Genomic DNA, 26,985 nt, shown 5'->3' with positions numbered 1-26,985 from the left:
AAACGTCAGAACAGACCGAATTCACGACAGAGATAGTCTGCGACGCCATTGCGGCTGTTGGGCAACGCCACCGGATTCAACGGCAGAGCGCGTTTCAATTCGCTCATGGCATTGCCCATGACCACGCCCGTTCCGGCCCAGCGCAGCATGTCCAGATCGTTCATCGCATCGCCGAAAGAGAGGCAATCGCGCATCGCTATCTGTTTGGAATTCAAATAGTCGGCCACGCTTCTGGCCTTGGAAATATGCTTATCCATGATGTCTATCGTTTCCGTGGAGGACTTACAGATGGACAGCGTTTTTCCGAAGGCCTGGTTGACCTGGTCAAAGAGCGTCTCGATCGGCGCCGCGTCGCCATGCACCAGCACTTTCAATATCCGCTGCCGCTTCATGGCCTCAGGCTCGACATAGCGGCAGGCCACGCCCGACGTTTTGACGTAGTCAGAAAAATGCGGGTTCTCTTCGGCCATCATCCAGCCCTCTCGGGTGAACAGGGTCACGTGGAACGGGCTGGCGAATAAAAAATCGATCAGCCCGGTTTGCAGCTCTGCGGGCAAAAAATAGCTTCTATCCGCCGCCGCCTGCCCTTCGATGTTGACCATCGCGCCGTTGCAAGAAACGATCACCGGCGAGAACCCCAGCCCATCCACGATCCCGCGCGCATCCGCGTCGCAGCGCCCCGTTGCAATGACGATTTCCAACCCCCGACGCTGTAAAATGTTGAGCGTTTCCACCGTCACATCGGATAAATTCCCGGACGGATCGAGCAAGGTGCCGTCAAGATCGCTCACGATCGCCCGGTACTTTATTTTGCCGTCGACTGCCAGCCACATATCATGCCTCCTCAGCCTGGATAATCCCGTCCTCAGCGCAGATGTCGCTGTCGGGCGGAAGATTGGCGATCGCGAGCGCAATAATCAGAAAACGTCGGCCCAATTCGACGATGTTTTCCCGAGCGATCTCGTGGGAATCATAAAACAGTGAAATGGCGAGCCGTTCCGCCTCGGGGAACAGGCACAGCACCGTTTGGTGATTGCTGCCGCTGACGATATCCATCACGCGGCACTGAAACGGCAGCCGCGGATCCATCGCCGGTTTCGGCATGTTTTCGAACACGAACAGGCTGCCGAACGGCGAGGTGGGCACCCAATTCTCGTCGTATCGATTCAGTTCGGAAAAGGCGTATTTCTGCCGGAAGGTTTGTGAATCCGCAATGTCATCCAGCAGCTCATAAAGGGGGCGGCGGCGAATCGCCCGCAGCCGCAGCACCGGGCTTGCGACACACAGGCCAAACAGCGTCTGCACCTGCTCAATGTCGGCCGGGCGCTCGCTCATGGTCGTGCCGATGGCGATATCATCGCAAGCCAGCGCCTCGGCCAGCGCCAGCATCCAGGCCAGCTGCGTCAGTTGGTTGACCGTGATCCCCTGCCGCCGACAAAACGCGGTAAGGCGCGCCATCTGCGCGCTGGAGAATTCGTCGCCATGCTGACGCATCCGGCGCCCCTGCGGTACGAGCTGCGGTGCGGCAGTCAGCGGCAAGCGTTGATTGACCGGCGCATCCCGCAAATAGTCTGCCCAGAAGGCCCGCGCCTCAGGATCATTGCCGTGCGTGCGCACATGGGCGGCAAAAGGCTCGAATCGGTTAATCTCCAGCGCCGGCACCCTGCCCGCCAACAGGGCGAGGTAATCGTTGAACCACTGGCCGAACAAGACTCCCAGCGACCATCCATCAAACAGAATGTGGTTAAAGGTCTGCACCAGATAGTGCTCGTCCGCATGCAACCTGATGAGGCGCCAGCGAATCAACGGCGGCGCATCCAGCTCAAACGCGGTCTCCCTCTCCCGGGCCAGCAGCGCCTCCATCCGTTCCTCCAGAGAGGCTGGCGCGGTATCCGACCAATCGTCCATCGCGATCGGCGCCTGCAGCGTCTCGCAGATAAAGACGTTGGGCCGGCCGCGGCGGGTTTGATCGTCAAATCCGGCGCGCAGCATTTCAAACCGCTGCAGCGCCAGCGCCCATGCCTGATTCAACACCTCCGGCTGCAACGGCCCCGCGATCTCATAAACCGCCTGATCGATCTGATACTCGCGGTTGAGTCGGTTGAAATACATCAACTCTCGCTGGGTTACCGTGGCTTCGAAAACGGCGGCGAGGCGATGCTTTTGCTGCCAGCGATCCAATTCGGCGAGGCTGACGTCGGCATGGGGGAAGTCGCCCGGGCTGGCGAGACAAACGCCGTTGCCGGCTTCGTGGCAGCAGTGCTCGACCAGCGCCGACAGGCTGTCGACATAGTGCGACCCGATCCGCGACAGCGTTTCATGCGGCAGCAGACCTGACATGACGATGCTTAGCCGATCGTCGTGAACATAAAGCACCAGATCCAATACGTTGCCGCTGACCGGCATCGCGCCATTTTCCAAATCCGCCGTTTGGTCGATCAAGGCCCATAACGCGTCGTCGGCCTGCTCGTTGAACGCGCCGAGATAATTGAACGAAATGGCCGGCAGGCGGTGGCGCCGCAGGCAAGCCGGCACCTCATCGCCCGGCGCTGAAGCGTATTTCAGCGCCGAATAACCGATACCGTGGTCAGGCATCTTTCTCAGCCTGTCCTTGATGGCGCGCAGCGTGGTTTTTTGGCACTCGTGCGCGGTGATGCGCAAGGGCATCAAGGCGGTGAACCAGCCGACGGTACCCTCAAGCCGGATCTTATCGTCATTGATATCGCGGCCATGGTGTTCCAGCGTGAGGTAACTGTCCGCACTGCCGTGCCATGCCTGCAACACCGGCGCCAGGGCCGCTAACAGCACTTCGCGCACCGAGGTGTTGTAGGCCTGGTGGCAACCGTCCATCAGCAGCGCGGTCAACGCCACATCGCACTCGAAGCGGCAAAATTCAGGGGCCTGCGTCACGCCGCTGAGCGTGGCGTAATCGGGCTGCCCGGCGATCATCGCCAGCCAGTAAGCGCATTGGTCTTGCCGGGTTGCCGCGTATTGCCTTAACCATTCTCCCCATTGGCGGTAGCTGGTGCCTTTTGCCGGCAGCGATTCCCCCTGATGCAACTGCTGCAGATCGCTGACGATGACGCGCCAGGAAACCACATCGACGATCAGATGATGAAACGCGCAGAACATCAGCGCGTAGCCGGGGGCGCGGCTGTCAAAGATGTAAACGAAGCGGCATATCGGCCCTGTCGTCGGATCAAGCCCCGATTGCCATTGACGCAGCAGCTCGGCGCGGCTTTGGCGACAAAGCGCCAGGTCATAGTAGCCCCATGAAGGGCCGCCGTCGGCCGCTGACAGGTAGCGCTGCGACACGATGACGCCGGCGTCATCGACGCTAAAACGCGCGCGCAGCATGTCATGCTGATCCGCCAGCGCGGCCACCAGATCGGCGACCTGTTCGGCGGACATCGGCGGTACCCGCACCAAAAAAGTCTGGTTGAAGAAGGCGCTGCGATTCGGCGCCAGCTCACGGTACCAGCGCTGAATCGGCAGCAGCTCGAATTCGCCCTGCAGTTCGCCCTGTTCGTTGAGCGCGGTAACCGCGTCTTGCTGCCGCAGAATGCGCTGGGCCAGAGCCCGCGCATTTCTGGTTTCGAACACCGCACGCGAGTTGCTGTGGTAACCCGACTTGCTCAATTCACTGGTGAACACAATGCTTTGGATCGAATCGCCGCCCAATCGGAAAAAGTCGTCGTCAATGCCCACGGTCTCCACGCCAAGAATGTTCGACCACAGGGAACAAATCAGCGCCTCCAGCGGGTTCTCCGGCGCGGCATAACGCCCGCTTTGCGCAAATTGCGGCGCGGGCAAGGCCGAGCGATCCAACTTGCCGTTAACCGTCAGCGGTATCTCGTCAATCTCCACATAGCTGGACGGCACCATATAATCCGGCAAACGGCGTTCAAGCCGGGAGCGCAGCTCAGCAGGATCCCAGGCCACGCCCCGCGCCATCAGCAAATAGGCGGCAAGCCGCTTGCTCTCCCGATGGACGACATCCACCACTACGCCTTTCTCGACGCCCTCCAGGGCATTGATCGCATTTTCTATCTCGCTGAGTTCAATCCTGAATCCGCGAATTTTCACCTGGCAATCATTTCTGCCGAGATATTCCAGATTGCCGTCGCGCAGCCAACGCACCCGATCGCCGGTTTTGTATAGGCGCCGGCCGTGCAACTCGATGAAACTCGCCTGGGTTTGCTGCGGCTGGTTGAGATAACCGCGCGCCAGCGCCGAACCGCCGATATACAACTCGCCGGCCAAGCCCGGCGGCAGCGGTTGCCGCCAGCGATCCAGCACGTAGAGCTCACGCCCCGGTATCGCCCTGCCGATGGGAATGCTGCTGCGCGCTTCGTCCTGAGCGATAGCGTACATCGTGGTGAACGTGGTGCATTCGGTGGGGCCATAGCCATTGATGACCCACTGCGGACGGTGGGGTTGCCGCACCAGGCGCTGCATCAGCGTGGCGGTCAGCGCCTCCCCGCCCACCAGCAGATAGCGCAGCCCGGCAAACAGATCGGGGTTGCTGAGGTAGAGATGATCGAACAAGCTGCGCGTGGCCCAAAGAATCGACACCTGCTGCCGACGCAGCAGCGCTTCCAGCTGCGGCACATCGCCGGCGATATCTTCCGTGTCGCGGATGACCACCAGTTTGGCGCCGTTGAGCAAGGCGCCCCACACTTCGAACGTCGCCGCGTCGAACGCCGGGCTGGACAGGAACAACAAGACATCTTCGGGCGTGATCGCGATGCCAGACGCGGTCGCCAACCCGCACATCGCCTGCTGCTCGAGCATCACGCCTTTCGGCACTCCCGTCGACCCCGAGGTATAAATGATCGCGCCAAGCCGTTCGGCGGCGGTGACCACCGGCAGATTATGTCGTTCATGCGGCAGACGGCTCAGATCGCCCAGTGTCAGCACGGCCTGGGGATGCGGCATCATCGCCGCCAACGCTTCCGCCGCCGTCTGCATAGAGGGCCCGGCAATCACCAAGGCCGCCCGCGTTTCCTCAAGAATATGCCGAATACGCGCCTGAGGATAATGGCAGGAGATCGGCACATAGGCCGCGCCGGTTTTCAGCACCGCCAGCAGCGCCACGACCATTTCCAGGCTTTTTTCGCTGTACAAGGCGATCGGCGAGTCCGCCTGGGGCTCGGCCCCGGTCACCGACGCATAGCGAAGCACGATCTCGCGCGCCAGGCTGTTCGCCATGCCGTTCAACTCACGGTAGCTGACGCGCAGCCCCTCATACTCCAGCGCGATATTTTCCGGGTAGCGTTGCGCGATCGCTTCAAAACGGGCGCTGAGGGTCTCCCCTGGCAGCGGGAGACTCTCATTATCCGATGGTGACCTGTCGGCGGCGGGATAGAAGGCCATGTGGCTTAACGGGGCGTCAGGCGCGCTCATCGCCTGTTGCATCAGGCGAGTAAAATGCGCCGCGCAGTCGCGCATGTCTTCCTCGTCAAACATGCCCTGGCGAAAGCGCAACCGGAACTGCAACGCATCAATATCGGCCCGGTCTTCGTATTCCAGCGAGAGCGCCGCGCTGGCCATGTCGTGATTGGCTTCGAATAGCGGCCAGGTGACGCAATCGGCCAGCGGCAATGCCGCATCGCGCAAGTTGGTTTGGGCAAAGGAGATCGGCAACGCGCGGATCCCCAACGCCCGCACCACCTCTTGCGTGGGCAGCTGGTTAAAACGTTGGCGCGACTGCGGCGGCGCGGCGGTAATAAATGCCAGCGCCCGTCGATAAACGTCGGAAAAACTCGCGCCGTCATGCAAAGAGAGGGGCAACACGCTGGTGTTCACATGGCCGCCGAGCGCAAATTTTTGCCCCTTCTTTATCGACACCGGATAGCTGATGTAGACCGTTTCCTGATTGCCGCTGCGCGCCATCAAGATGCCCCACAGCACCAGCAACGCCAGGAAATCATTCACTCGCCGAATCCCCGAGGCCTGTTTCAGCGCTTTCCATTGCGCTTTGGGACAGTGGAAGCGCAGCTCGCCCGCTTCGTCTTCACGGCCGGCGCCGCTTCGCTCAAACGGTACCTCGAGCGCGCCCAAACTTTCCGCTTCGGCGCGCCAATGCGCCAGCGCCCCATCGGCGGCCAGTTGCTTCACCTCCTGTTGCAGTTGCCGGTTAACGGCGGCGATCTCGGCCGCCTCGACGCGCGTCGCCAGCCGTTGTTGGCGATAGTACTGGCTCACCAGGGTGAAAAACTCGTCGGAAGAGGCGCCGTCAATCACCAGATGATGGCCGACCAACGCCAAGGTATAGCGCCGCTCTCCCTCGGCGAATAGCGCCCAGCGATAAAGCGGCCCGCGGTAAATATCGAAGGGCCGGCGAATCACTTGCGTCAGCAGCGTGCGATCCGTGTAATGCTGCAACGGATGGATTGCGTCATTGCGGCGCCAATACAGCTCGCCATCCTGTTCATGAATATGGCTGTTCAGCAGAACATGATCTTGCACCAGCGCATTCAGCGCGGCTTGCAACCGGATGGGATCCAGCGCGCCCTCAATTCGCTGCAGCACCAATACGTTGTAATTGCAGCCTTCAGGATAGCGATCATATTCATCGATAAAAACTTTTGAGTAGGGTGATACAGGAATTTCTTCCATGACAAACACTCCATTTAGAATACACAAGCCCTGCTTAACGGCGATCCATGCGGCATACCCAAACCTCTTTCGGCATCAGATCGCTTATCTTTTGTGAGTAATAGCCGATAAGCATGTTGATGCGTTTTTCTGAAATGACCTCCGCCGCCTGAGCGCAAACCGACTTATAAAAAGCGAGAGGGATCATTACCTTGCAACGGCTATGCAGATGCCGACACACACCGATGGCCCAAGAAAAACACTCCCTGGAAGGGTTGGAAATATCCAAGAGTTCAGCACATTCATGAGAACAGCCAATCACGGCGTAGTGGCTGCCTTTGAAACGTTCACCCGGGGTGAAATCGCGCATCTGGTGATTGATTCCACCGGGCTGAAGGTCTTCGGTGAAGGCGAGTGGAAAGTCAAAAAGCATGGCCAGGAACGCCGCCGTATCTGGCGTAAGCTGCATCTGGCAGTTGACAGCAACACACATGAAATCATCTGTGCAGACCTGTCGCTGAACAATGTGACGGACTCAGAAGCCTTCCCGGGTCTTATCCGGCAGACTCACAGAAAAATCAGGGCAGCATCGGCAGACGGCGCTTACGACACCCGGCTCTGTCACGATGAACTGCGGCGTAAGAAAATCAGCGCGCTTATCCCTCCCCGAAAAGGTGCGGGTTACTGGCCCGGTGAATATGCAGACCGTAACCGTGCAGTGGCTAATCAGCGAATGACCGGGAGTAATGCGCGGTGGAAATGGACAACAGATTACAACCGTCGCTCGATAGCGGAAACGGCGATGTACCGGGTAAAACAGCTGTTCGGGGGTTCACTGACGTGATATAATGAATTTTATGGTACAGGGGGTGTTTTTCAATATACTCAAAGGCGCGGCGATCTTTTTCCCGCCCTAAATTATTGATGAATCTTGCCTGCTGTGCGAGCCCACTTTCAGCAAAACGAAATGCCATAAACTTGTCAGGCTTTAAGGTTAATTCGACATAAGGATAGATTTGGGTATTGGTTGTTAAATACTTTCTAAATATTTTTTCGTAAACCCGGATCTTCCTGTCATCGGAAAAGCAGATATCCGCCGCCACATCCGACCGTCTGGCCTGCAGGAAAAAGTCTTTCAATACGGTGGAGGATTTTACCTGACGATGGATGCCAAGATCGCCAAGCATATTGACATTGACATTAACACCGTTGATCTTAAAGGGATAAAAGCTGGAAACGAACATCCCGAGATAACGCTCCCGATCCTTGTAGAATATGCCCGTCTTCTCCCTTGGCGCATCACAATGCGGATCGAGCAGATGCTTCCAGTGCAGGAAACGCTCCCCGCCCAGATCTCTGCCATAAAGGTCCTGCAATAATTTGAAATGATTTTTGGAAACCGTTTCCCTTACAAAACCAGCCATGTTTTATCTCCCTATAAAACCGATTCCATGCCAGGCGGCAACCATGAACGATCGCCGCCCGCACCGGTAAAAATACCGAATCAGATCGTCACTTCCCCCCTCTCCATTAACAAGAGTCGCTGTGCATTTTTAACCAGCGCAAGAATTCAATATTGTTATCGATATTCAGTTTTCTCATCGCAGAGCGTTTATGAATGCTGACCGTTTTCGGGCTGATGCCGAGCAACATCGCAGTTTGATTTTGCGAGTATCCCAGATGAATCAGACGGCACACCTTCCCTTCGCTAAAGGTCAACTGGGTGCGGCAACGCGGGCAATAGCTTGAAACCAAACTGTTTTTCTTGCGATAGCAAGACATGACCTTATCCACGATCGCCGCCACGCCGTCTTTGCGCGTAATGCTTCCGGCCTCTAGATTGCAATGGATTTTTGGAAAAATCGTTTTATGCTCAAGTATTGAAAAATAGAGCGGAATAGAAGAAAAATTGCCCTGCAAAAGCTGGGTATGGCAAAAATTGATGGACACCCGCTTATCCGGTGCCCGAAATATAATGTTGGCCCGTTCCTCTCCCGTGATCTTGGCCTTGACACCATTCTGGAGAAAACCCTCTTGCAAGGCGAGCCCCAACCCAAGCTTGAAAAATTGATTTTGATCGACGATAGCAATATTGACGCGCTCCATAAACAAACCTCCCTTTTGACTACGCTTGCCCACTCTCCTTACTGCAATATGATTGCTGTGATTATTTTTTAGTTTTGAGATGCTTTTTAATAAAAAAGCGTTATATGCGATACGGAAACGTCTTCGCCTCGCAAAAAGTGTATTTTATATATAATGATATAAACTCATCAGCCCTGGCGAGCACACAAAAGCAAGACGCGGGGAAGCACCGCGTTTTACAAGGTAATGGGTTACCGTAAGTTATATTTATAGTGCATCATTGCCATCGGCAGCACGGTGCCAAGTGCTTTCTCTGATAAGTTAATTTTACTCCAAGAGCGCAATATATCCAGATAAATATCGAAAAAAAACATAATATAGAACATAACACGGCTCTGTATTGATTGTTAAGAGCATCCGATTATGTATTAGGATTTTACTTAGAAGAAAGGTGGCATAATGCTTTATCTCGAGATGTACCTTTACCCCGACAAGCCATATTAAAAAACCCTATAACCATATTAATCCTATTGTAAAAAAAATGCATAAAGAAAAGCTACACTTTATGACGATAAGTGATTCCAAAAAAAATGCGTTGATGGGTTGAAAAAAAGCGAACGCATCGTCCGCGGATATAAGAGAATCCAGGCAGGGACAGAGATTATTCAGCGATGTGACGAAAAACAAGAAGAACGCAATCGGCGTTGCCGATGCGGATCATTGTTTATATCTTTTTTAACCTCACCAGTTTTTTAGCCTCCAGGCAGGCGATCAGCCCGAGGTGATCTTTTTTTAACTGCTTATGACTTCCGATGGGGAGAATCAGTTTCACCGTTTGCAACTTACCGTGATTATTATAGATATCAAAGACAATCACCGGCGGACCATACCCCTGGATCAGGCAGTCTAAAAATCGCAGAGCGGCGCAGCCCAAGCGGCTTCTGGCCTCGGTGACAATTTTTTCCGCCAGATCTTCATAGCGGAAAGGCCTTTCCGGTGTCGTCAAAACCTTCATAAACTCCCCTTCGGATATAGGTCATTCAGATTGAAAATAAAAACCGGTATCCCTCATTCAGCACAAACGGGGGAGACGAAAATCAGGCTTCGGCAATATATACTCTAACGATACGAAATTAAAATAACAAACAACAGAATAGTATAAAAAACAGTAATACTTCTGTTGAAAAAAAGACCTGATTTGCAATAATGAAATTGCCTGAAGTAAAGGGCTAACTGAAAAAGGAGTTTCAATCATGAAAGAATTATCCGCAATTGAAATTGAACAAGTGAACGGTGCTGGTTTTTTTGGTGACGTAGGGACACTGATTGGCAGTGCAGTGGGAACCGGTATTGATACCATTTCCGCGATTGCCGGTGTTAACCCGGATGCCAAAACCGTTGTCGGTACCATCGGTAAAGGTATTGGTCTGGCCGTCGATGCGCTGATCTCCAGCGGATTGCAGATCATTTCAAAACTGTAATAACGCATTTTCATCCCTTCCTATTTTTTAATTCGTTTCACTTTAAGCACCTTAGCGGGTGCTTTTTTTTACCTCAAAGAATCAAAAAAGATAAAAGGTCAGAAAAAGCATCATCCAAAAAAACAGGCTGGGGACCACCACAATAAAAAAGCCCATGCGTTTGTTGGCATTTCTTAACATCCATTCGTTGATCATCTCACTTCTCCTTGTGAATACCAGGGGGCATTTCGGCCCCCCGGTAAATTACCCACCGAGTCGCAGATTACAGTTTCGGCACTTTGGAAAAGAAGTCCGCCATTTCGTGCGGGAACCCTTTCGCAATCGCCGGGCGAAGATCGTCCATAGAAACATTAAAATCTTTCGGCTGTTCGCCCGTTTGCATTTTTTGGTGTGCGTTCACATTCGACTGCAACCCATTAAAAATGCCCTTCATATTGCCGAACATATCATCGCAAGATTTTGTCACGTTACTCATGACCGACTTGGCCGCATCCGGCCCCGACATTTGAATATTGCTGACGCCTTGCATAAACGGCTGGCTCAGCGACGATTGGGAGTTGGTGCCCAAATTGCCGCCGGCCTTCATGGTTTCTAAAATTTTGGCTGGATCTAACATGTTTATCACCTCTTTACGGTTGTGTTTACATCGCTTTCGGGCACGAGAATCCTCGCAACGCCCGTGACCAAAGTGGGAAATCTTTCATCGTCGAGCGCAGTTCCAGTTTGAGCACGCCCACCACCGAAGACATCGACATCGTCAGCTCTCGCCTGTCGCTGGAAAGCGGCACGGGATTGCTGGCGTCGAACATCCGGAATAGGGCCCAGGGCCCGTCGAAACTGGCGACCTGGATCTGGCCGGTGCCGGTGCGGAAGGTCAGCCGAACATAGCTGCCGCCTTTCGGGCCGGGCCAGTCGATACGCGTGGGTTGGCTAAAACCATGGCTGTAGTTAATCACCTGCCCATCGATGTCCAGGGTCGCTTCCGTGATGGTCGGCGTCAGGGACAGCGGCCTGATGAACATGGAAAACGAGAGTTTGTCGCCGGCGGTGAAGAAGGTGTCGCGAATCAAACGGGCATTTTCAAATGCGCCGAGCGTGCTCGCATTGACGATCCCCTCAGACCCCGGTTTGGCATTCCATTTCTGCGCGTTGACATCCACGTAAGCGGCCAGGTTTTCATCGAAGAACTGCTGCATGGCGCCGTTCTGCCCAAACATGCGCGAGAAATCCTCGATGCCGACCTCCGCTCTGGCGTTGCGCGAGAACGGATAGCGCCCGCTGATGCTGCCCTTGCACAGCCCGGAAGCCAGCGATGAAGCCCCTTTGCTCAGGTTCTTCTGGCTCTGCTGGATCGTTTGGCTGTCGCCGACCTGCAACAGATCCATCATGACGCTGCGCACCGGTTCCGGCTGACGCGCCGCATCCAGCTGCAGCCGCTTCAGCGTGCCGCCGGCGGGCACCACCTGGCCACCGCGCAATGAGGTGGAGAGCGTGGTCAGCTGGCTGTACAGCGCTTCGAAACTGCGGCTCAGCGGATCGTTGCTGGCGTTGGTGGTCTGCAACAGCTGATACCCCAGGCGGCGAAGCAGCTCAAAACGGTCTTCCACCGCGCGTTCCGGCGTGAGACGAAAACGCGCACGCTCGCCGGAAATCTCGCCGAGGATGTCACGCCGCTGCTGTTCAATACGATTGCGCTGGCGATCGAACCAGCTCGCCGCATCGCCCTGGTTGGTGCCGGTCATGCTGGTTTCACGCGCGGCGAAACGCACCAGGTTGGCCAGAGGGGATGAAGGATCGGACAGCTGGCGCGCCAATATCGCCGCATCCTCCAGCCCGTTGACCGGCCGGGCGCGCACGTCGCGCATAAAGGCATCCCATTTATCGGCATACTCGATGAGGTAAAGCTTCCTCGCCTCGTCGGCCAGCTTCTGCGCCGAGGCCAGCGAGTTCACCGCGTTTTTCCCTTCCGCGCTGTCGCGCAGCACCCAGGACTCTTCTTCGATCATGTCTTTGGCGGCGTCATCGAGCTGCGCCAGGAAAACATCACGGTAGCTGGCGCGGGTATAGAACCCCGGCACGGCGGTATCGGTGACCGTCGCCTGGCTCTTGCGGCGCAGCATCAATGACACGTTCGGCCCCGCGGCATCGGCCAACGAAATGTCGTTGATCGCCGCCGGTAGCGGTTTCTCTTCGATGCGGCGCACCACCCTGACCTGCATCGGAATATTCATCGCTTTCACCCGCGCCAGGCGCAGCAGATCACCGTTCATTTTCATGACCGGCGCATTCGGCAGAGAGAACATTTCCCGCAGGTGGTAAGCGAAAATGCCTTTGTTCATGTCGGTGTAGCCCTGCGGCATGAAGCTATCCCAGCGCGTCATGAACCAGTCGACCAGCGCCTCGGCGGAACGGTGCGAGGGTTCGCCCATCATCAGATACACTTTCAGCGTGCCGTAGACGTCCTTATTGGACGCCGAAACGTCATTCTTGAGTTCGTCCGCGATATAGTTTTCCACCGCCGGCCAGAAAATCTGCAGCAAATGGCGTTGATAGGTCTTTTGCGCCGCGCTGTTGATCAGCTTGTGCTCGAAATAGGGATTCGGCACCGGCGAAACCTCGCCGCCCAGCTGCGCGTTCATGTATCCCAACTGCTCATAGGCGGCGATGACATCGTCGCTGACGCGGTTCGTGACCGGTATTTCGCGCACGATGCGCTTCGTTTCGTCAAAACGCGCCGCAATGTAAGAGATGTAATCGCTCTCCCACAGGTAACGCATCGCCAGCAGGTTAAAAGAGACCGCCAGCAGCACCAGCACCAGCACATAGCGGCCCAGGGAACTCATGCGGCTGCCGAGCGGCCTGGCGTGAGAAGACTGCTGCAGCACCCCGCGCTCCTGCCTGGCGTAATTCAGCTCTGGGTGGTAAATGCGCCCGGTGGGACGGGCTTCATAGATATCCGCCGCTTCCGCGTTATAAATCGCGCCCTGCGGCGGCAAGGCGATGGTGCTGCCCAGCCATACCTGTTGCAAATGGCAGGCGTAGCCCACCGGCGTTTGCGGGAAAATCTGCTCCAGCAGCGAATACAGCGGGTTGCCCAGCGAGCCCAACGACTCGGTGAAGAACAGCAGCTGTTGGCGGTTCTGGCCGTCCGGCGCATCGTGCAGCAGTTCGAGCACGTGATGGCTGACGCGCGCCACCATCTCCCGGTAGAGATCTTCATACTGCTCGAACGGGGTTTCGCCCTGTTCGGCCCGGTTCAGACTGAACCCCATCCCTTTTTGCAACAGGTCGTCGCCCAGCATCGACAGGAAGGTCTCGCCGCCGACCAGTTGATCGAGGTGGCTGATGGTAAGATAGACCGGCAGCTCGCAGCGGAACCATGAGGCCATTTCCAGCAGGCGCACGCGCAGCGCATCGGCGACGGATTTTCTTTCCGTCAGCGAGGCATGCAGCAGCCAGCGTGCATCCAGGCACAGCATGATGCCGTCGATGCCCGGATGGCGGCGGTGGCGCCTGATCAGTTTGAACAGGGTATCGCGCGCCCTGGCGCCGTCTTCGCCAAGACCGTTCAGCTGCAGCCATTCACCGGAGGTGTCCACATACACCGAGTTCTCCGCCAGCCACCAGTTGCAATCCTGGGTCGGCCCGACGTCCACGGTCTGCTGCAGGCCGTAGTGTTCAGCCAGCAAGAAACGTTCGCCGCTTTCGCCGATCAGCGAGGTTTTGCCGCTGCCCGGCGGCCCAATGACGAGGAACCAGGGCTTTTCGCTGATATAACGGCGCGTCAGGCGGTATTTGAAACGCTGCCAGGGGGTGCGCTGCTTCGACGTGCCGACGTATTGCAAGGTGCGCAAGGCGTCGTAAAAACGTGAGGTCACGCGATCTCGCTGCGCGGTTTTTCTTTTAGCCGGGGCCGGCGCCCGCGCGTGGCGGAACACCCAGGATAAAAACGTCGCCACGAACGGCCACAGCGCCCAGCACAGGATCAGGGCGATGATGATGCCTCTGACCCAAACCGACAGCAGCGGCCGGTAGGTGCCGATGGCGATCAGCGGCCCAATCCACCACACCACCGCACACAGCAGCAAGGCAATCACCAATATGAATGATCTACGTATCATATAATTTCCTTATTATCTCTACGCCGACGGATGTCTTAGTTATCCTCGGGGACCTCGGCGGCTACCCCTGCCTGATTCAACGTGGCAGACGGTGAAGCCATCTCCCTCTCGCCGATTTTCCAAAGGATGTCCACCCGGCGGTTGCGGCGGCGCCCTTCTTCCGTCGCGTTGTCGTCCAGCGGCTCCTGATCGCCCTTGCCGACCGACGTCACGGTGCGGTTGTATTTACTGTTGGCCAATGATTCCCGCAGCTTGTCGGCCACCGTCTGCGCGCGGGCTTCCGACAGTTTCAGGTTGGAGTTGTTGGAGGTGTTGCGATACGGTTTGTTGTCGGTATGCCCGATCACCTCCAGATCGCCTGGCCACGGTGCCAGCGCTTCCCCCAGACGCTCAATGTTGCGTTTCTTTTTAAACTCTTCCGACAGCTTCGACTGCCCGGTGGCAAAGGCGCCGTCGGAGGTAAAGATCAGCAGCCAGCCGCGCGGATCGGCGCGCACCTCCAGCCACCCTTCGCTGAGGATTTGCGGCAGCGGCTGCGGCAGCGTCTCCATAATGTTGATTTTGCGCGGCTGCGGCGGCGTCCAGGCCAGAATGGCGTTGCGCAGCGCGCGGGACTGGTCATGCAGATACCAGGCGGCCGAGGCATACGCCAGCAGCGCTATCGCCAGGCCGTAGCACAGCAGTTTGAGCGGCGTGATACGGGTGGCCTTGCGCACCACTTTGCTCGGTTCGGCATCGGCCAGCGTCTGCGTCGGATTCTGGCTGTACAGATAACCGTCAAGGCGATTGCGCACGTCGGCCAACAGCACCGCGCCGCGCTCCATCACGTGGAACTGCCCCTCAAACCCCAGCGACAGGATCAGATCGTAAAACGCCAGGATCTCCTTGTTGCGCGGCGAGGCGGCCAGATACTCTTGCAGGTGCTCGAAGCATTTTTCCCCACCCCAGGCATCGCGATAAAACTCCACCAGCAGGCTGAGGTTCAGTTCCCCGGACTCCAGCGTGCTCATGCAACACTCGTCCACGTAGGAACACAGCAGATAGGCCAGCTTGTCCACATCGCCCGGCGCAACGTGATCTGCCAGCAACGTCTGCTGGAATTGTTGAATCTCCCGCACGATCTGCGCACGCACCGCCGCCGGGTTCAGCTGCTTCTGATCGCGCACCCGCTCCACCTGCAGCAATACCGGAATGGCGGCGGCGATCAGCGGGTTGTCCCAGTGGCCCATCATCACCCCGGGCTTGCTCAGCGCGGCGCGGCCAAACAGCCCGCTCGAGGTCGGCGCCGCATCGGCCTGGCGATCGCCAGGCGCGGGTTCGGCGCTTTCCGGGGCGGCGGTTTCCGCTTCATACGCCGGATGTTCGGGGGGCGCCGCCACGCCGGCGCTTCCCGGCCGCAGCTTGGCCGCCAGCGCCCGCGCGCCGAAGGACAGCGCGGCGATTTCCGCCGTGGTTTTGCCCACCGTGCCGGACGTGGGGAGACGCGGGTTCGCGTTGTTGCGCGTTACCGCCATCGCCTCGCGGATTTTCCTCTCGAATTCGTTCATCCCACCCTCCCTTGCCTTAATCCCCAGACGTCAAAACGCAGGTCCGGGAAATCACCCACGATGCTGAGCGCCATCGCCGAGCCGCCCATCATTTCCTTGTAAATCGGGTCGGCATGATCCACCTCGAAGTAGATGCTGTTCGGGTAATACGGTATGTGCCGCGGCGGCGAAGCCATCGGCAGCAAGCGAGCGCCCGGTAATTGGAGATCGATCAGCTGAATGATTTTCTCGACCGGCCCCAGCTTGACCTGCGCGGGGAAATACGAGCGCAGATGCTCGATGGACAAACCGCAGCTGACGGCAAACACCAGTTTTTCCAGCCGCAGCTGCGAGTCGTTCGGGCACAGGTAGATGCTGTCGCCGCGATCGATAAACGGCAGCGCCACCGCCGGCGCTTCGATCACCAGCGACAGCGCGCGGCGAATCGAGGCGAACAGCTGGAAATAGCAGTTGTGCGGTTCATCGTGCAGATATACCAAGTCGGCCCGGTCCCAGAGCCGCTCGCCGCCGGGAATGATGCTGAGCCGCCCCAACAGGCTCAGCAGCGTGTCGAACAGGGTTTCTGGATGCACCTGCGGGCTGGCCAACAGTTGGCTGATGCGCAAATTGAACTCGCTCAAGGTTTGCAGCAGCAGCAATTCCAACAGCTCGGACAGCCCGCCGATCGTCATGTGCACGTCCGGGCGGAACACCGACTCCAGACGCTGGCTGATCAGCCCAAGCAATTCGGTGGTGAATGCGGGCAGCCAGCCGATGGCGCGGAAATCCAGCATCGGCGGCAGGGCGCGCTCATCCAGCAGCACCCGACGATCGCTGGTGAGTTCGCGCACGAAGCCGACCGGCAGCACGCTTTCCGCGCTGCTGACCGCATCTTCCAGACTTAGCCGCGTCACCAGGCTCCCCAGCTGCATCGTGCACACGCGTGGCGTTCCCTCCAGGCTGACGCCGTGGTTGCGATCCGGCACGTCGGCGTCCATGGTGCGAAAACGGCTGCTTTTCCGCTCATCCTGGATAAGATCGATCTGGGCATTGCCGGCAATGTCCATCAGCACGGACAGGCACACCACTTTCCCCTGGCAGCCCTCTCCCAGCACCAGCGGCGGCGGCAGCGGAATATCCTCAGGCATGCTGAACGCCGTGCCGTCGGGGAAAACGCCCTTGGCTTTCTTGAGCGCAAACTTGCCCTGCTCCAATAGTCCGTTGTCGATTTCCAGCGTCAGGAACCCCCAGGTAAAGGTTTCGACGCTGCGCAAGCGCGCTTCAATCAAGTGCTCGAAAAAACGTTCCTGCTGCTGGAAATGCTGCGGTTCCATCAACATGCCTTCTACCCAGGCGACGCGTTGTTTAGGTAACATGTCATTCATCCATTTTGTCGTTAGTCACTATGCTGAGTGACGTCATCCCCACCATCACCTTCATTTGCGAATCAGCCTGCGCGGGCGATTTTTGCTCGGCGAGCGGCAATACCCCGCTGATTTGCTGAAATTCCGCCCCCACGACGACCCATCGCTCTTGCCCCGCCGGCACCTCGAAGCGATAACGCAGCGTCTCCCTCGGTTGCAAAATGCTCTGGTGCCGGCTCAGCGCCCCTTCCGACGGCGCCGTCTCGCGACAAGGGGCACCATCGCCAATCCCGTCGGGCATCCACCCCGAGCGATTGGTTTCGATGACGCACACCTTGACCGGCTGCGCCTCCCCGGCCGCATTCGGGTTCACGTTGTCGTTCGCGGTCACCTCGACGTCGATAAACCGCAATCGACGCCCCGCATCCGCAGCTTCGTCGTGAGAAAACCAGCTGCACCCGCTCAGCATCCCCACCGCCAACAGTCCCCCTGCTGCGATCCCCCGGAGCGTTTTCACCATGCTGAACTCCTATGCATTAACGAAACATTTGGTCTGGCTCGGCGCGACCTGAGTGGCGACCATGTTGTTGTTGTTCGTCGTGCTGGAATCACCTAACCGCGTGACCGGCATGCCGCCGGTGAAATACTTCCCCGACCCCTGCATCGGCTGCATCTGCGCCGAATGCGTCCCCGAGGCGGCGCCGATCACCCCGCCCGAATCGACGGTGGCCACGCGAATGCTGCCGATGTTCTGTTCATTGCCGCCGCAAAGGAAATAGTTGGGCACGTTCGGTATGCCGGTATTGTTGGGCGCGGTATTCGGGCCCGGCGCCGGGATCATCGGGTCACAGCCGGCGAAGCTGATCCCGGCCGTGTTGTTGTTGGCTGCGGTCATGATGGCTTACCCCATATGTATCTGGCCGCCGTCGATCTTCAGCACCGCCGAAGACTTCAGGGAACCAATTTCACTGTTGATGACGAGGGATTGTCGGGCATCCTGAATGATGTGCTTCGCCAGCACCTCGTCGGTTTCCTCCACCCGCCGGCTTGCGTGCTTGCTGCGCACAAACAGGCGTTGAGAGATTTGGTGCAGCGTTTCGGCGACCCAGCGGCTGCTGCGCGTCAGCAGCGTGAAGTGCGGGCTGCGCAACGTCAGCCGCTTGCCGCCTTGCAGTTCGATCTCCGGCGCCACGATGCGCAAGTTGGCGCAGCGGCTGTCCAGCGTCATGACGGCGTTCGCCTGCTGGCGCGACAGGATCTCGGTAATGACCAATTTGTCGCCGTCGACGATGACGCAAACGCGATCGCCCGCCAGCGGCTGAACCAGGCAGCTGGTGGCGACCGCCAGGCAGTGGGCGCGCATGCCATCGACATACAGGCCGCCATTGGCGTCCGCCGCCAGCGTCACCACCTTGCGCCCCCCTTGTTCGGCAAGCGGAGCGCTGCGCACCAACTGCAAAGGCGTTACTCTGGCGTTGGCATAGACCTTCTGATGCTCTCTTCTGGACTTATACATATCTGCTTACTCCTGTTGGCCGTTGATACGACGGTTGCCGCGGTCCCGGTTGTTGATGCGCATACCAGGCGTCGATCGCACTCAAGAACGGATCGGCGGTAAGCGGCACATTTTCGGCGCGATGACGCTTCGCCCCATGCAGGCGGGCGCTCTGTTGCTGGGCGGCGGTCAACGGCTGTTCCATCAGGTTCGCTTCCCGCATCTCTGCCTGCTCCATGTTGGCCAGCGCCAGATCGCACGCCCTGAACTCCGCCTGCGTCAGCCTGGCGCGCCCCCAGTGGGCGCCGTTCATCGCGCATTCGCTGAACCGGGCCTTCTGCGCCTGCGCCAGGGTCAGCGTCGCACGCTCGAAATCGCAGCGCAGCGCCTGCACTTCGGCAAAGATCGCCGACGTCAGATCGCTGTCGGCGAACGAGCACCCTTCCAGCTCGCTGCGGTGAAAGCTGGCGCCCTGCAGCCGCAGCTGGGCCAGGTTGCAGTCCGACAGGCGGCAGGTGAACCAGATGCGCGCCTGCCCCTCGATCGTCTGCCAGCTGCATTTCTCCAGCCGGCAGCTCCCCATGATGTGGCGTTCGAGGGCCGATGCCTGCCACAGGCACTGCGTGAGTTGGCAGGCATACCAGTTGGCGTCCTGAATGATGTCCTGTTGGAACATCAGGTTGGTCAGGATGCTGGACTGCACGGCCAGGTGCCCCAGGCTGCTGCGCTCGACTTCCGCCCCGTTGACCTCGCACTGGATCAAACTGCAGTCGTCCAGCAGACAGTCGCCGATGTAGCCCCCCCGCAGCGTGGTGTCGTTGCACGCCAGATTGCACAGCAGCCCCCGTTGCAGCGTCAGGTTGTCAAACCGGCATTCGTTGAACGACAGGCGCAGCAAGCTGCCGCCGACCACGTTGACCTGGTTCAGGGTGCAGCCCTCAAAGCGCACCGCCCGTAAATCGCATCCTTCAAACGTGACGCGCTCGAAATGGCAGTCGATGAAAAAACAGTCGCTCAGCGTCAGCCCTTTCAGCTCGCGATCGTGGAAGCGCCGCTTTTTGAAGGTTCGCGGCAGGGGCGGCGTCTGCGACACCGCCTGAGCGACCTCCAGCTCAATCACCTCGGTGTCAGGCAGGGCCTGCTGAATCACGCGGCTTTCAGTTTTCATGCGCATAGTCCCCCTGAATAATTCTGCGCGGCACCCAGCACGCGCGCTCCAGCAAACACCCGCTGAAACGGGTGCCGGCGTCCTGCCAGGTCATCGCCAGATTCGCCGCCGCCAGGTTGCACTGCTCAAATCCCGCATCGCGCAAATCGGCGTTATAAAACATGGCTTGCTGGGCGCTGCTGTTTTGCCAGCGGGCGTGCGTCAGCACGCTGTCTTTAAACCGCACGCCGGCCATGTCACAGCCGACGATCGCGCAAGCCGTCAGGTCGGCCTCGTCGAAATTGCATTCGGTGAAAACGCTGTACTGCAGCTGACACCTCTCCATACGCGCCGCTTTCAGCCCCACTTTGGTGAAGCAGCAGTCGCTGAACACGCCGTGGGAGAAATTCACCTGCATCCCCGCCGTCATGCTCTCGATTCGGCAACGTTCGAAACGCACGCCGCGCCAATTGCCGCCAAGAAACGAGTTCTTGGTTAACGCCATATCCAGCGCCACCGCCCCCTCGACCAGGCAGCGGTTGAAGACGCAGGCGTCCAGCTCCCCTTGCAGGAATTGCGTGCGGATCAGCGTCGAGCCGTTGAACATGCCGTTGCCAATCGCCCCGCGCTCAAAGCGGCTCGCGGTGAAATCTCCCCGCTCGAAGACGCAGTAATCCAGCCTCACGCCCTCGGCCCGCATGCCTTGCCCCTGCGGCTCTTCCAGCGTCACTTTTTCGAGCACCGCCTCCTGCCATACGCTTTCCGCCATCAGCGGCTTTTGCAGGGTGCATGACACCATGCGGATCCGGCGCAGCGCCGCCTGCGTCAGGTTGACCGCATCAAAAACGCAGTTTTCGAAGGTGCAGTTCTCCAAAACGGCCTGTGAAAAATCGCAGCGCTCAAAACGGCATTGCAGAAAATGCTTGTCCGACAGCGCAGGGCTGCGCAATCCGGTGAAGGTTTTCCCTTCCACGGTCGCGCTAGCGGGGAAAAACGCGTCGTTGCCGTCTTCGGCAGGCAGATCCGGCAAATCGGGCAACGTCACGGGGGCGGGCTCCGCCGCCGTCTGTTGCTGGTGCAAGGCAATCGCCTCGCGAATGCGTTGATAGAAAACGGCGGAGTCGCCCAAAGACATGGGCGACGGATCGTAACGCAGATCGCTGGGGTGATCCGACGCCGCCTGGATGACGTTCAGCCCCATCTCCGCCGGCATCAGATCCGGATCGAACAGGAACTCGAAAGGCGAAGCGTCGTCGTCGCTGCGTTTATGGTGCACCTGCCGGAAATAATCGAACGGGCGCGGCGCGTCGCAACGATCCAACGCCAGCATCAGGGACTCGATGGATTCGTCCAGAAGATGCGTCAGCGGCGCATTGCCGGTGAAAATAATCAGCGCCATGTCGCTGTCGGGCAGGAACCACAGCGTTTTTCGCTGCAGTTCGATTTCCTCGAGGCCTTCGCTATCGTGGCGGCGTATGAATGCCCGCCCGCGCACCGCCGGCAGCTCGCCGCGAATCGCCTGGCTCTGCGCACCGACGCCCTGCAGTTCGAAGGGCACCCTATCCGGCCACGCCGCTTCCGGCAGCCACTGTGCCGGCGGCGCCATCTGGTAATAGCGCCGATCGATATCGGCCGGCAGCCCGGGAAACGCCTTCTCCAGGTAGGCCTTGCTCGCGATCTGGCCCGCCACCTTATCGATATGCGCCTTGCGCAGCGCAAACTCGTGCGGCACCGGCGCCGGCGCCGCCAGCGGGGAACGCTCCTGTGCAGAACCCTCGGCGGACAAGGTCATCAGCAGCGGCCGCAGCCCATCATTGCAGCCGCGCCCCACCGGGTTCTCCTTGCTGTCTTTACCGCCCCAGGCCGAGGTGTGGTCCAGCGGCACGCTGAGGAACGGCTCCGCCCCCATCGCGCCGCGTCGTCCCTCGCCCTCCACCCGCCAACGGCGCTTAAGCCCGCCGATGTCGGCGCTGACGTCCAGCGTTTTTACCGGCTGCCCGACGCCGGCATGGCCGGCGATCAGGTATTCGGCGAACGGCTTCGGCTCAGCAACGTCCAACACCGGCAGACTGAGCGGCGCACGCTTCCACGCCTCCCAGATTTCGGCTTCGTTCACGAAGTGTTCCGGTCGGGACAGGTAGCATCCGGCCACGACGCTGATGCCGAGCCGGCTGTCTGCGCCGATCTGGTAACCCCCTTTAATCACTACCAATTGCTGTGGCCGTATGATTCTCATTGCCGCGCCTCGTTAGTTTTTGCTTTGCATCCCGACTTTTTTCAAATCGACGCCGGTCTCGGACAGTGACGCGCCGGTGTAGCTGATGGACACCCCCGTCGTGCTGGTGCTGCTGCCGGTATTGCTGACGCTGCTGCCGGTATTGCTGACGCTGCTGCCGGTGCTGCTGACGCTGCTGCCGGTGGTGCCGACGCTGCTGCCGGTGGTGCTCACGCTGCTGCCTGTGGTGCTGATGCTGCTGCCGGTGGTGCTGGTCGACGAGCCGGTGGTGCTGATGCTGCAGCCGGTGGTGCTGGTCGATGAGCCGGTGGTGCTCACGCTCACGCCGGTAAAGCTGGTGCTGCTGCCGGTCTGGCTGGTGCTGACCGTGGTGTAGCTGTTGCTTTCGCCGGTCATGCTGTTGCTGATGCTGGTAAAGGAGTTGCTTTCGCCGGTCATCGAGTTGGAGACGCCGGTGCAGCTGGTGCTCTGCCCGGTAAATGACGTGCTCAATCCGGTGAACGACGTGCTGACGCCGGTAAACGAGGTGCTGACGCCGGTGAACGAGGTGCTGACGCCGGTGAACGAGGTGCTCACGCCGGTGGCGCTGAGGCTGACGCCGGTCAGCGAGGCGCTGACGCCAGTGATGGACGCGCTAAACCCGGTGATGCTGAAGACGTAATCTTTGTAAGAAACGTGGTTGGTGAACCAGTCAGTAAAGGTGCGGCGGATGATGTCGAACTTGTCCATCCCCACCTCGGTGGCCTGGTTGCGCTCGACCGTGGTTTGCAGATCGCGTTCGGCGTGCAGCATGACGCGTTCGTTGTTGCGGTTGTCGTCGAAGGTCAGCTGGCTGGCATGCTGCGGTTTGCCGAAGCGCAGCGAACGCGACACCATCCCCGAGTAGTTGATGTATTCAGGCAGTTGATAAGGCGGCGGGTTATCGCCGTTATAAACGATACCTGTCACCATCGGGCGATCGAGATCGCCGTCGACATAGGTCACCAACACTTCCTGGCCGACGCGCGGCATGGCGATCACCCCCCAGCCTTTCCCCGCCCAGGCCTGCACCACGCGGATCCAGCACGAGCTGTCTTCCTCGGTGGTTTTGTAGCGATCCCAGTGGAAGTGCACGCGAATGCGCGCAAACTTGTCGGTATGCACTTCGGAATTGGGCGCGCCGACCACGGTGGCGCTCTGGATGCCCGGCATCTGCGGCTTGGGCGTCTCGCGCAGCGGGCGGAACGCCACGTCGTCGTTCAAGGCGTTGAAACGGCAGGCCACGTTGCGGCCGTCGCTGCTGCTGTCGGGGCCATCTTGCACGAACACATAGTCGCAGCGGGTCAGTTTGAAACGGCGGTTGCGGTTGGCGTCCGGGTGCAAAATCAAGGAGAAGTCCTTGCCGGCCATCAACCCGACGGCGTTGCTCTCGCCAAACAGCAGGTGGCCGTCGCTTTGCATTTCTTCCAGGCGCAAACGCGCCAGATTCTCGCCGCGTTCGGTATCCACATAGCCCGCAGCGTAGTCGTACCACTCCAGCGGCGTGTTCTGCAGGCCGAGGCGGCTCTCTTCCACCTTGGTTTGCAGGTTCTTGCGCGGGTTCTGGAAGTCGAAGTCGCGCAGCACGATTTCATTCGGACGCACTTTGCGGGAACGCTGGATGCGCTGGATCCCTTCGCGGATGGCGCGGTTTTCTTCGCTGTCCGGCATGAACGGCAACACGGCGTAACCGAAATCCAGATCGTCGAAATCCTGCCGGTCGGTGATCACCAGCGTGTGCTTATCCTCGGCGTGATCGAAGTAATACCAGATGCCTTCGTCTTCCAGCAGGCGGCTGATAAACGCGAAATCCGTTTCGGAAAATTGCACGCAATACTCACGCGTCGGATAGGTGCCTTGAATATCCAGACGGTAGTCGGCAAAGCCATAGCGAGAGAAAATTTGCTCGATGATGTCGAGCACGTTCAGATCCTGGAAAATACGGCTGTTGCGGTTCTGCATCAAAAACCACAGCCAGGTGCTCAGCTCCAGTTTGTACACGAACTTATCCTGATGCTGCCCCGCATCGGACGCGCCGATCACGTAAGCGTAGAAAGGCCGCGAGCCGAAATCCGGCCTTTCTATCTGGATGCGGATCCCTTCACCCAGCAAGGATTCATAATCCACGTCCGCCTGTTCGCATTCGAATTCGAGCGAATATTGCGAGTTGCTCGACAACCCTTCTTGGGTGGTGAAGCTGAGTGGAAACGCATTTAATTCGGCTAACACCGGGTTATCAATTTCGATTAAAGGCATAACAACCTCTCTGATCCGATATCGAACCCCGCCCCGCGTTTGCGGGCCGGCGGTAAATTAAAAATCAGTCGAAATAAACACTTAAGCTATCGTTCTCGACCATGAGTTGGATATTCTGCAGTTCCTGTCCCGTCCGTTTGCGCTGCAGCACTTCATTGCTGATCGGCGGCAAGATCGCCTGCTGCAGCAGCGACTCGACCGCTCTTCCGCGCGATGGATGGGCGCTGATGCGTTTGGCGATCCAACCTGGGATGTCGCCCTCCAGCACCAGCGACACGCCCACTTCTTTGCGCAAACGCTGCTGTAAACGTGAAATCTGTTTGGTGGCGATATGGGTTATCGCTTCGGTGGAAAGCGGCACGTAGGGAATGACGTTCATGCGCGCCAACAGCGCCGCCGGGAAGAAGCGCGCCAGCACGTCGTGCAGCATCGGCCGCAGCGCTTCGGTTTTCAGATCCGGCGTTTCCGCCAGCGTCGCTTCTATTTCGCCGGCGCCGATATTGCTCGTCATTAAAATGAAACACTGGCGGAAGCTGATCATGCGGCCCTCACCGTCTTCCATCACGCCCTTGTCGAAGACTTGATAAAACGCCTCGTGGATATCGGGATGCGCCTTGTCGAATTCGTCGAGCAAGACGATGGAATAAGGTTTGCGGCGCACCGCCTCCGTCAACTTGCCGCCCTTGCCGTAGCCGACATAGCCCGGCGGCGCCCCCTTCAGCGTGGAGACGGTGTGCGACTCTTGAAACTCGCTCATATTGAAGACGATCAGGTTATGCGCGCCGCCGTACATCGCCTCCGCCAGGGCGAACGCGGTCTCCGTTTTGCCGACGCCGCTCGGGCCGGACAGCATGAAAACGCCCAACGGCCGATCGTGCGCCTGGATACCGGCGCGGGAGATCCTCACCGCCTGCGCGATTTCATCGATCGCCGTCTGCTGGCCGAATATCTGGCGGCTCAGCAGTTGGTTGAGATTGAGCGCATTGTCCAGATCGCTTTGCAGCATGCGGCCGGTGGGGATGCCGGTCCAATCCGACAGCACTTCCGCCACGACGCGATCGTCCACCCACGGATACACCAGCGGCAGGCCGCCGTCCTGCAGCTCGCCCAACTCGGTAGCCAGCTGCGGCAAACGATCCGGCGACTGCTGCTCTGCATCGAGCAAGGTGGTGACGGCCTGCTGCTCCTGTGCCTGCCGCTGACGCAGCGCATCCAGCTCTCCCTCCATCTCGCTGAGCGTCTGCTGCAATTCGCTGATGCGGGTGAGCGCCAGATCGTCGAATTTGCTTTCTTCCTGCAGGCCGTGCATTTCGGTACGCTTCACCGCCAGCCCGGCCTCGAGCGACTCGATTTTTTCAGGCTGCGCATGCCGGCTCAGCGCCACCCGCGCGCAGGCGGTGTCCAGCAGGCTGATGGCCTTATCCGGCAGCTGCCGCGACGGCAGATGGCGCAGCGACAAATGCACCGCCGCCTGCAGCGCCGACTCGCGGATCTTGACGCTGTGGTGCTGCGCAAAATGCGGGGCGATGGCGCGCATCATGTTCACCGCATTCTCTTCGTCCGGCTCTGAAACCAGCACGTACTGGAAACGGCGCGTCAGCGCGGCATCCGGCTCGATGAACTGTTTGTATTCCGACCAGGTGGTCGCCGCCACCATGCGCAGCGCGCCCCTGGCCAGCATCGGTTTCAACAGGTTGACGGCGTCGCCGGTGCCCGCCTGCCCGCCGGCGCCCACCAGCGTATGCGCCTCGTCACAGAACAAAATCACCGGCACGGCCGAATGCGCAATGGCGTCGATCAGCGCTTTCAGGCGCGATTCGAATTCGCCCCGCATGCTTGCCCCAGCCTGCATGCGCCCGAGATCCAAAGACAGCAGCCGGGCGCCCTGCAGCAGCGGCGGCACCTGCCCTTGGGCTATCTTGCAGGCCAGCGCTTCCGCCACCGCCGTTTTGCCGACCCCGGCTTCGCCCACCAAAATCGGGTTGTTCTGCCGACGGCGCAGCAAAATGTCGATCACCTGGCGCAGCTCCGCTTCGCGGCCAATCACCGGGTCGATTTCACCGTCGCGCGCCTGACGAGTCAGGTCCGCACACCATTTATCGAGTATCTCGACCGTCTCGGGCGCATCCGGCGCCTCGCCGAGCGCGCCGTAGCTTTCTTCTTCTTCCTCCTCGTGTTCGACAGACTCCGCCAGAATCACCGGGTAGTCGTCGAACAGCTGCGGGATCGGCAGCTTTTTAAACTCTTCGCTCAGCCGGTACAGGCTGCGCTGCAACGTGGGATCCTGCAAAATGCCGACCAGGATATGGATGGTGCGCACGCCGCCGGACGGCGTTTCGGCGAGCTGGCTCATCAGCAGCCCTCTTTCCACCACCGTTTCCAGCTGCGTCGACAGATCCACCACCGCATTCGTCCGGTTTGGCAAGGTATGGAGAATGCGATCCAACGCATCGCTGACGCGCTGAATATTGATCGCGTAGTGCGCCAGGATCAGCGGCAAGTCGCCGCGTTCTTTGTCCACCAGAACTTTCAGCCAGTGTTCAAGCTCCACGTATTCGTGCCTGAAGGTCCGGCACAGCTTGGTGGCTTCAACGAAGGACTGATAAGCAAAGTGGCCCAATCGCGAAAAAAGACGTTCTCGTTGATACACCTTAAA

Annotated in this window: 17 protein-coding genes and 1 pseudogene; 2 read left to right on the top strand and 16 right to left on the bottom strand. The window is 58.9% G+C overall.

The features are described from left to right. Positions 1–5: 5 nt before the first annotated feature. Together GF111_RS22295 and GF111_RS22290 are read right to left on the bottom strand one after the other, a co-directional pair. A complete protein-coding gene (locus tag GF111_RS22295; RefSeq protein WP_038872258.1) occupies positions 6–833 on the bottom strand; it encodes a Cof-type HAD-IIB family hydrolase in 828 nt (275 codons plus the stop codon). Position 834: 1 nt separating this feature from the next. After that, the gene (locus GF111_RS22290) at positions 835–6,621 is read right to left on the bottom strand and encodes a non-ribosomal peptide synthetase (RefSeq protein WP_147191425.1); all 5,787 of its coding nucleotides are present in this window, start codon (positions 6,619–6,621) and stop codon (positions 835–837) included. Positions 6,622–6,937: 316 nt separating this feature from the next. On the opposite strand from GF111_RS22290, the pseudogene GF111_RS22285 reads away from it, so the two are divergent. Then, a pseudogene (locus GF111_RS22285) lies at positions 6,938–7,441 on the top strand (IS5-like element IS903 family transposase); the annotation flags it as partial. On the opposite strand, the gene GF111_RS22280 reads toward GF111_RS22285, so the two are convergent. From GF111_RS22280 to GF111_RS22270, 3 genes are all read right to left on the bottom strand, one after another. Next, on the bottom strand, positions 7,323–8,024 hold the full coding sequence (locus GF111_RS22280; protein WP_224217759.1) for a hypothetical protein: 702 nt from the start codon (positions 8,022–8,024) through the stop codon (positions 7,323–7,325). The pseudogene GF111_RS22285 and the gene GF111_RS22280 overlap by 119 nt on opposite strands. Before the next feature lie 106 nt (positions 8,025–8,130). Next, positions 8,131–8,706 (bottom strand): LuxR family transcriptional regulator, encoded by a 576-nt coding sequence (locus GF111_RS22275; protein ID WP_038872267.1) that lies wholly within the window; start codon positions 8,704–8,706, stop codon positions 8,131–8,133. Between the two features lie 703 nt (positions 8,707–9,409). Next, on the bottom strand, positions 9,410–9,700 hold the full coding sequence (locus GF111_RS22270; RefSeq protein ID WP_038872271.1) for a hypothetical protein: 291 nt from the start codon (positions 9,698–9,700) through the stop codon (positions 9,410–9,412). 238 nt (positions 9,701–9,938) lie between these two features. Between GF111_RS22270 and GF111_RS22265 the strand changes: the two genes are divergently transcribed. After that, positions 9,939–10,166, top strand: a complete 228-nt coding sequence (locus GF111_RS22265) for a hypothetical protein (protein ID WP_019453435.1) — start codon at positions 9,939–9,941, stop codon at positions 10,164–10,166. Positions 10,167–10,428: 262 nt separating this feature from the next. On the opposite strand, the gene GF111_RS22260 is transcribed toward GF111_RS22265, so the two are convergent. The 11 genes from GF111_RS22260 to tssH all read right to left on the bottom strand — a co-directional run bounded on the left by GF111_RS22260 (position 10,429) and on the right by tssH (position 26,979). Next, the gene (locus GF111_RS22260; RefSeq protein ID WP_004935323.1) at positions 10,429–10,782 is read right to left on the bottom strand and encodes a DUF6277 family protein; all 354 of its coding nucleotides are present in this window, start codon (positions 10,780–10,782) and stop codon (positions 10,429–10,431) included. Between the two features lie 25 nt (positions 10,783–10,807). Further along, the gene (tssM, locus tag GF111_RS22255; RefSeq protein WP_048234389.1) at positions 10,808–14,287 is read right to left on the bottom strand and encodes a type VI secretion system membrane subunit TssM; all 3,480 of its coding nucleotides are present in this window, start codon (positions 14,285–14,287) and stop codon (positions 10,808–10,810) included. A gap of 35 nt (positions 14,288–14,322) precedes the next feature. Continuing rightward, positions 14,323–15,834: a type IVB secretion system protein IcmH/DotU gene (gene icmH, locus GF111_RS22250; RefSeq protein WP_038872280.1), complete on the bottom strand. Its 1,512-nt coding sequence runs from the start codon at positions 15,832–15,834 to the stop codon at positions 14,323–14,325. Continuing rightward, a complete protein-coding gene (gene tssK / locus GF111_RS22245) occupies positions 15,831–17,189 on the bottom strand; it encodes a type VI secretion system baseplate subunit TssK (RefSeq protein ID WP_038872282.1) in 1,359 nt (452 codons plus the stop codon). Before tssK ends, icmH begins: the two co-directional genes overlap by 4 nt. Position 17,190: 1 nt before the next feature. Then, positions 17,191–17,697, bottom strand: coding sequence for a type VI secretion lipoprotein TssJ (locus tag GF111_RS22240; RefSeq protein ID WP_038872284.1), 507 nt, complete (start codon positions 17,695–17,697; stop codon positions 17,191–17,193). A gap of 9 nt (positions 17,698–17,706) precedes the next feature. Continuing rightward, positions 17,707–18,072 carry a PAAR-like domain-containing protein gene (locus tag GF111_RS22235; RefSeq protein WP_038872288.1) on the bottom strand — a complete coding sequence of 122 codons (366 nt, stop codon included), beginning with the start codon at positions 18,070–18,072 and terminating at the stop codon, positions 17,707–17,709. Positions 18,073–18,078: 6 nt separating this feature from the next. Beyond that, positions 18,079–18,693 carry a DUF3540 domain-containing protein gene (locus GF111_RS22230; protein ID WP_038872289.1) on the bottom strand — a complete coding sequence of 205 codons (615 nt, stop codon included), beginning with the start codon at positions 18,691–18,693 and terminating at the stop codon, positions 18,079–18,081. Then, positions 18,686–19,840, bottom strand: coding sequence for a pentapeptide repeat-containing protein (locus GF111_RS22225; protein ID WP_224217758.1), 1,155 nt, complete (start codon positions 19,838–19,840; stop codon positions 18,686–18,688). The genes GF111_RS22230 and GF111_RS22225 overlap by 8 nt, the downstream gene beginning before the upstream one ends. Next, a complete protein-coding gene (locus GF111_RS22220) occupies positions 19,830–22,055 on the bottom strand; it encodes a DUF2169 domain-containing protein (protein ID WP_055312072.1) in 2,226 nt (741 codons plus the stop codon). Before GF111_RS22220 ends, GF111_RS22225 begins: the two co-directional genes overlap by 11 nt. A gap of 12 nt (positions 22,056–22,067) precedes the next feature. Next, on the bottom strand, positions 22,068–24,329 hold the full coding sequence (gene vgrG, locus GF111_RS22215) for a type VI secretion system tip protein VgrG (RefSeq protein WP_147190962.1): 2,262 nt from the start codon (positions 24,327–24,329) through the stop codon (positions 22,068–22,070). Positions 24,330–24,393: 64 nt separating this feature from the next. Then, positions 24,394–26,979 carry a type VI secretion system ATPase TssH gene (tssH, locus tag GF111_RS22210; RefSeq protein ID WP_038872299.1) on the bottom strand — a complete coding sequence of 862 codons (2,586 nt, stop codon included), beginning with the start codon at positions 26,977–26,979 and terminating at the stop codon, positions 24,394–24,396. Positions 26,980–26,985: the final 6 nt, after the last annotated feature.

It is taken from the genome of Serratia sp. HRI (assembly GCF_010119335.3).
Classification (GTDB): Bacteria; Pseudomonadota; Gammaproteobacteria; order Enterobacterales; family Enterobacteriaceae; genus Serratia; species Serratia nevei.
The sequence above is the reverse complement of the archived record's forward strand: the minus strand, read 5'-3'. Positions and strand labels throughout refer to the sequence as shown.

Coding starts and splice junctions, on each gene's coding strand:
- GF111_RS22295 (WP_038872258.1), bottom strand. CDS start 833: ATGTGGCTGGCAGTCGACGGCAAAATAAAGTACCGGGCGATCGTGAGC.
- GF111_RS22290 (WP_147191425.1), bottom strand. CDS start 6,621: ATGGAAGAAATTCCTGTATCACCCTACTCAAAAGTTTTTATCGATGAA.
- GF111_RS22280 (WP_224217759.1), bottom strand. CDS start 8,024: ATGGCTGGTTTTGTAAGGGAAACGGTTTCCAAAAATCATTTCAAATTA.
- GF111_RS22275 (WP_038872267.1), bottom strand. CDS start 8,706: ATGGAGCGCGTCAATATTGCTATCGTCGATCAAAATCAATTTTTCAAG.
- GF111_RS22270 (WP_038872271.1), bottom strand. CDS start 9,700: ATGAAGGTTTTGACGACACCGGAAAGGCCTTTCCGCTATGAAGATCTG.
- GF111_RS22265 (WP_019453435.1), top strand. CDS start 9,939: ATGAAAGAATTATCCGCAATTGAAATTGAACAAGTGAACGGTGCTGGT.
- GF111_RS22260 (WP_004935323.1), bottom strand. CDS start 10,782: ATGTTAGATCCAGCCAAAATTTTAGAAACCATGAAGGCCGGCGGCAAT.
- tssM (WP_048234389.1), bottom strand. CDS start 14,287: ATGATACGTAGATCATTCATATTGGTGATTGCCTTGCTGCTGTGTGCG.
- icmH (WP_038872280.1), bottom strand. CDS start 15,834: ATGAACGAATTCGAGAGGAAAATCCGCGAGGCGATGGCGGTAACGCGC.
- tssK (WP_038872282.1), bottom strand. CDS start 17,189: ATGTTACCTAAACAACGCGTCGCCTGGGTAGAAGGCATGTTGATGGAA.
- GF111_RS22240 (WP_038872284.1), bottom strand. CDS start 17,697: ATGGTGAAAACGCTCCGGGGGATCGCAGCAGGGGGACTGTTGGCGGTG.
- GF111_RS22235 (WP_038872288.1), bottom strand. CDS start 18,072: ATGACCGCAGCCAACAACAACACGGCCGGGATCAGCTTCGCCGGCTGT.
- GF111_RS22230 (WP_038872289.1), bottom strand. CDS start 18,693: ATGTATAAGTCCAGAAGAGAGCATCAGAAGGTCTATGCCAACGCCAGA.
- GF111_RS22225 (WP_224217758.1), bottom strand. CDS start 19,840: ATGAAAACTGAAAGCCGCGTGATTCAGCAGGCCCTGCCTGACACCGAG.
- GF111_RS22220 (WP_055312072.1), bottom strand. CDS start 22,055: ATGAGAATCATACGGCCACAGCAATTGGTAGTGATTAAAGGGGGTTAC.
- vgrG (WP_147190962.1), bottom strand. CDS start 24,329: ATGCCTTTAATCGAAATTGATAACCCGGTGTTAGCCGAATTAAATGCG.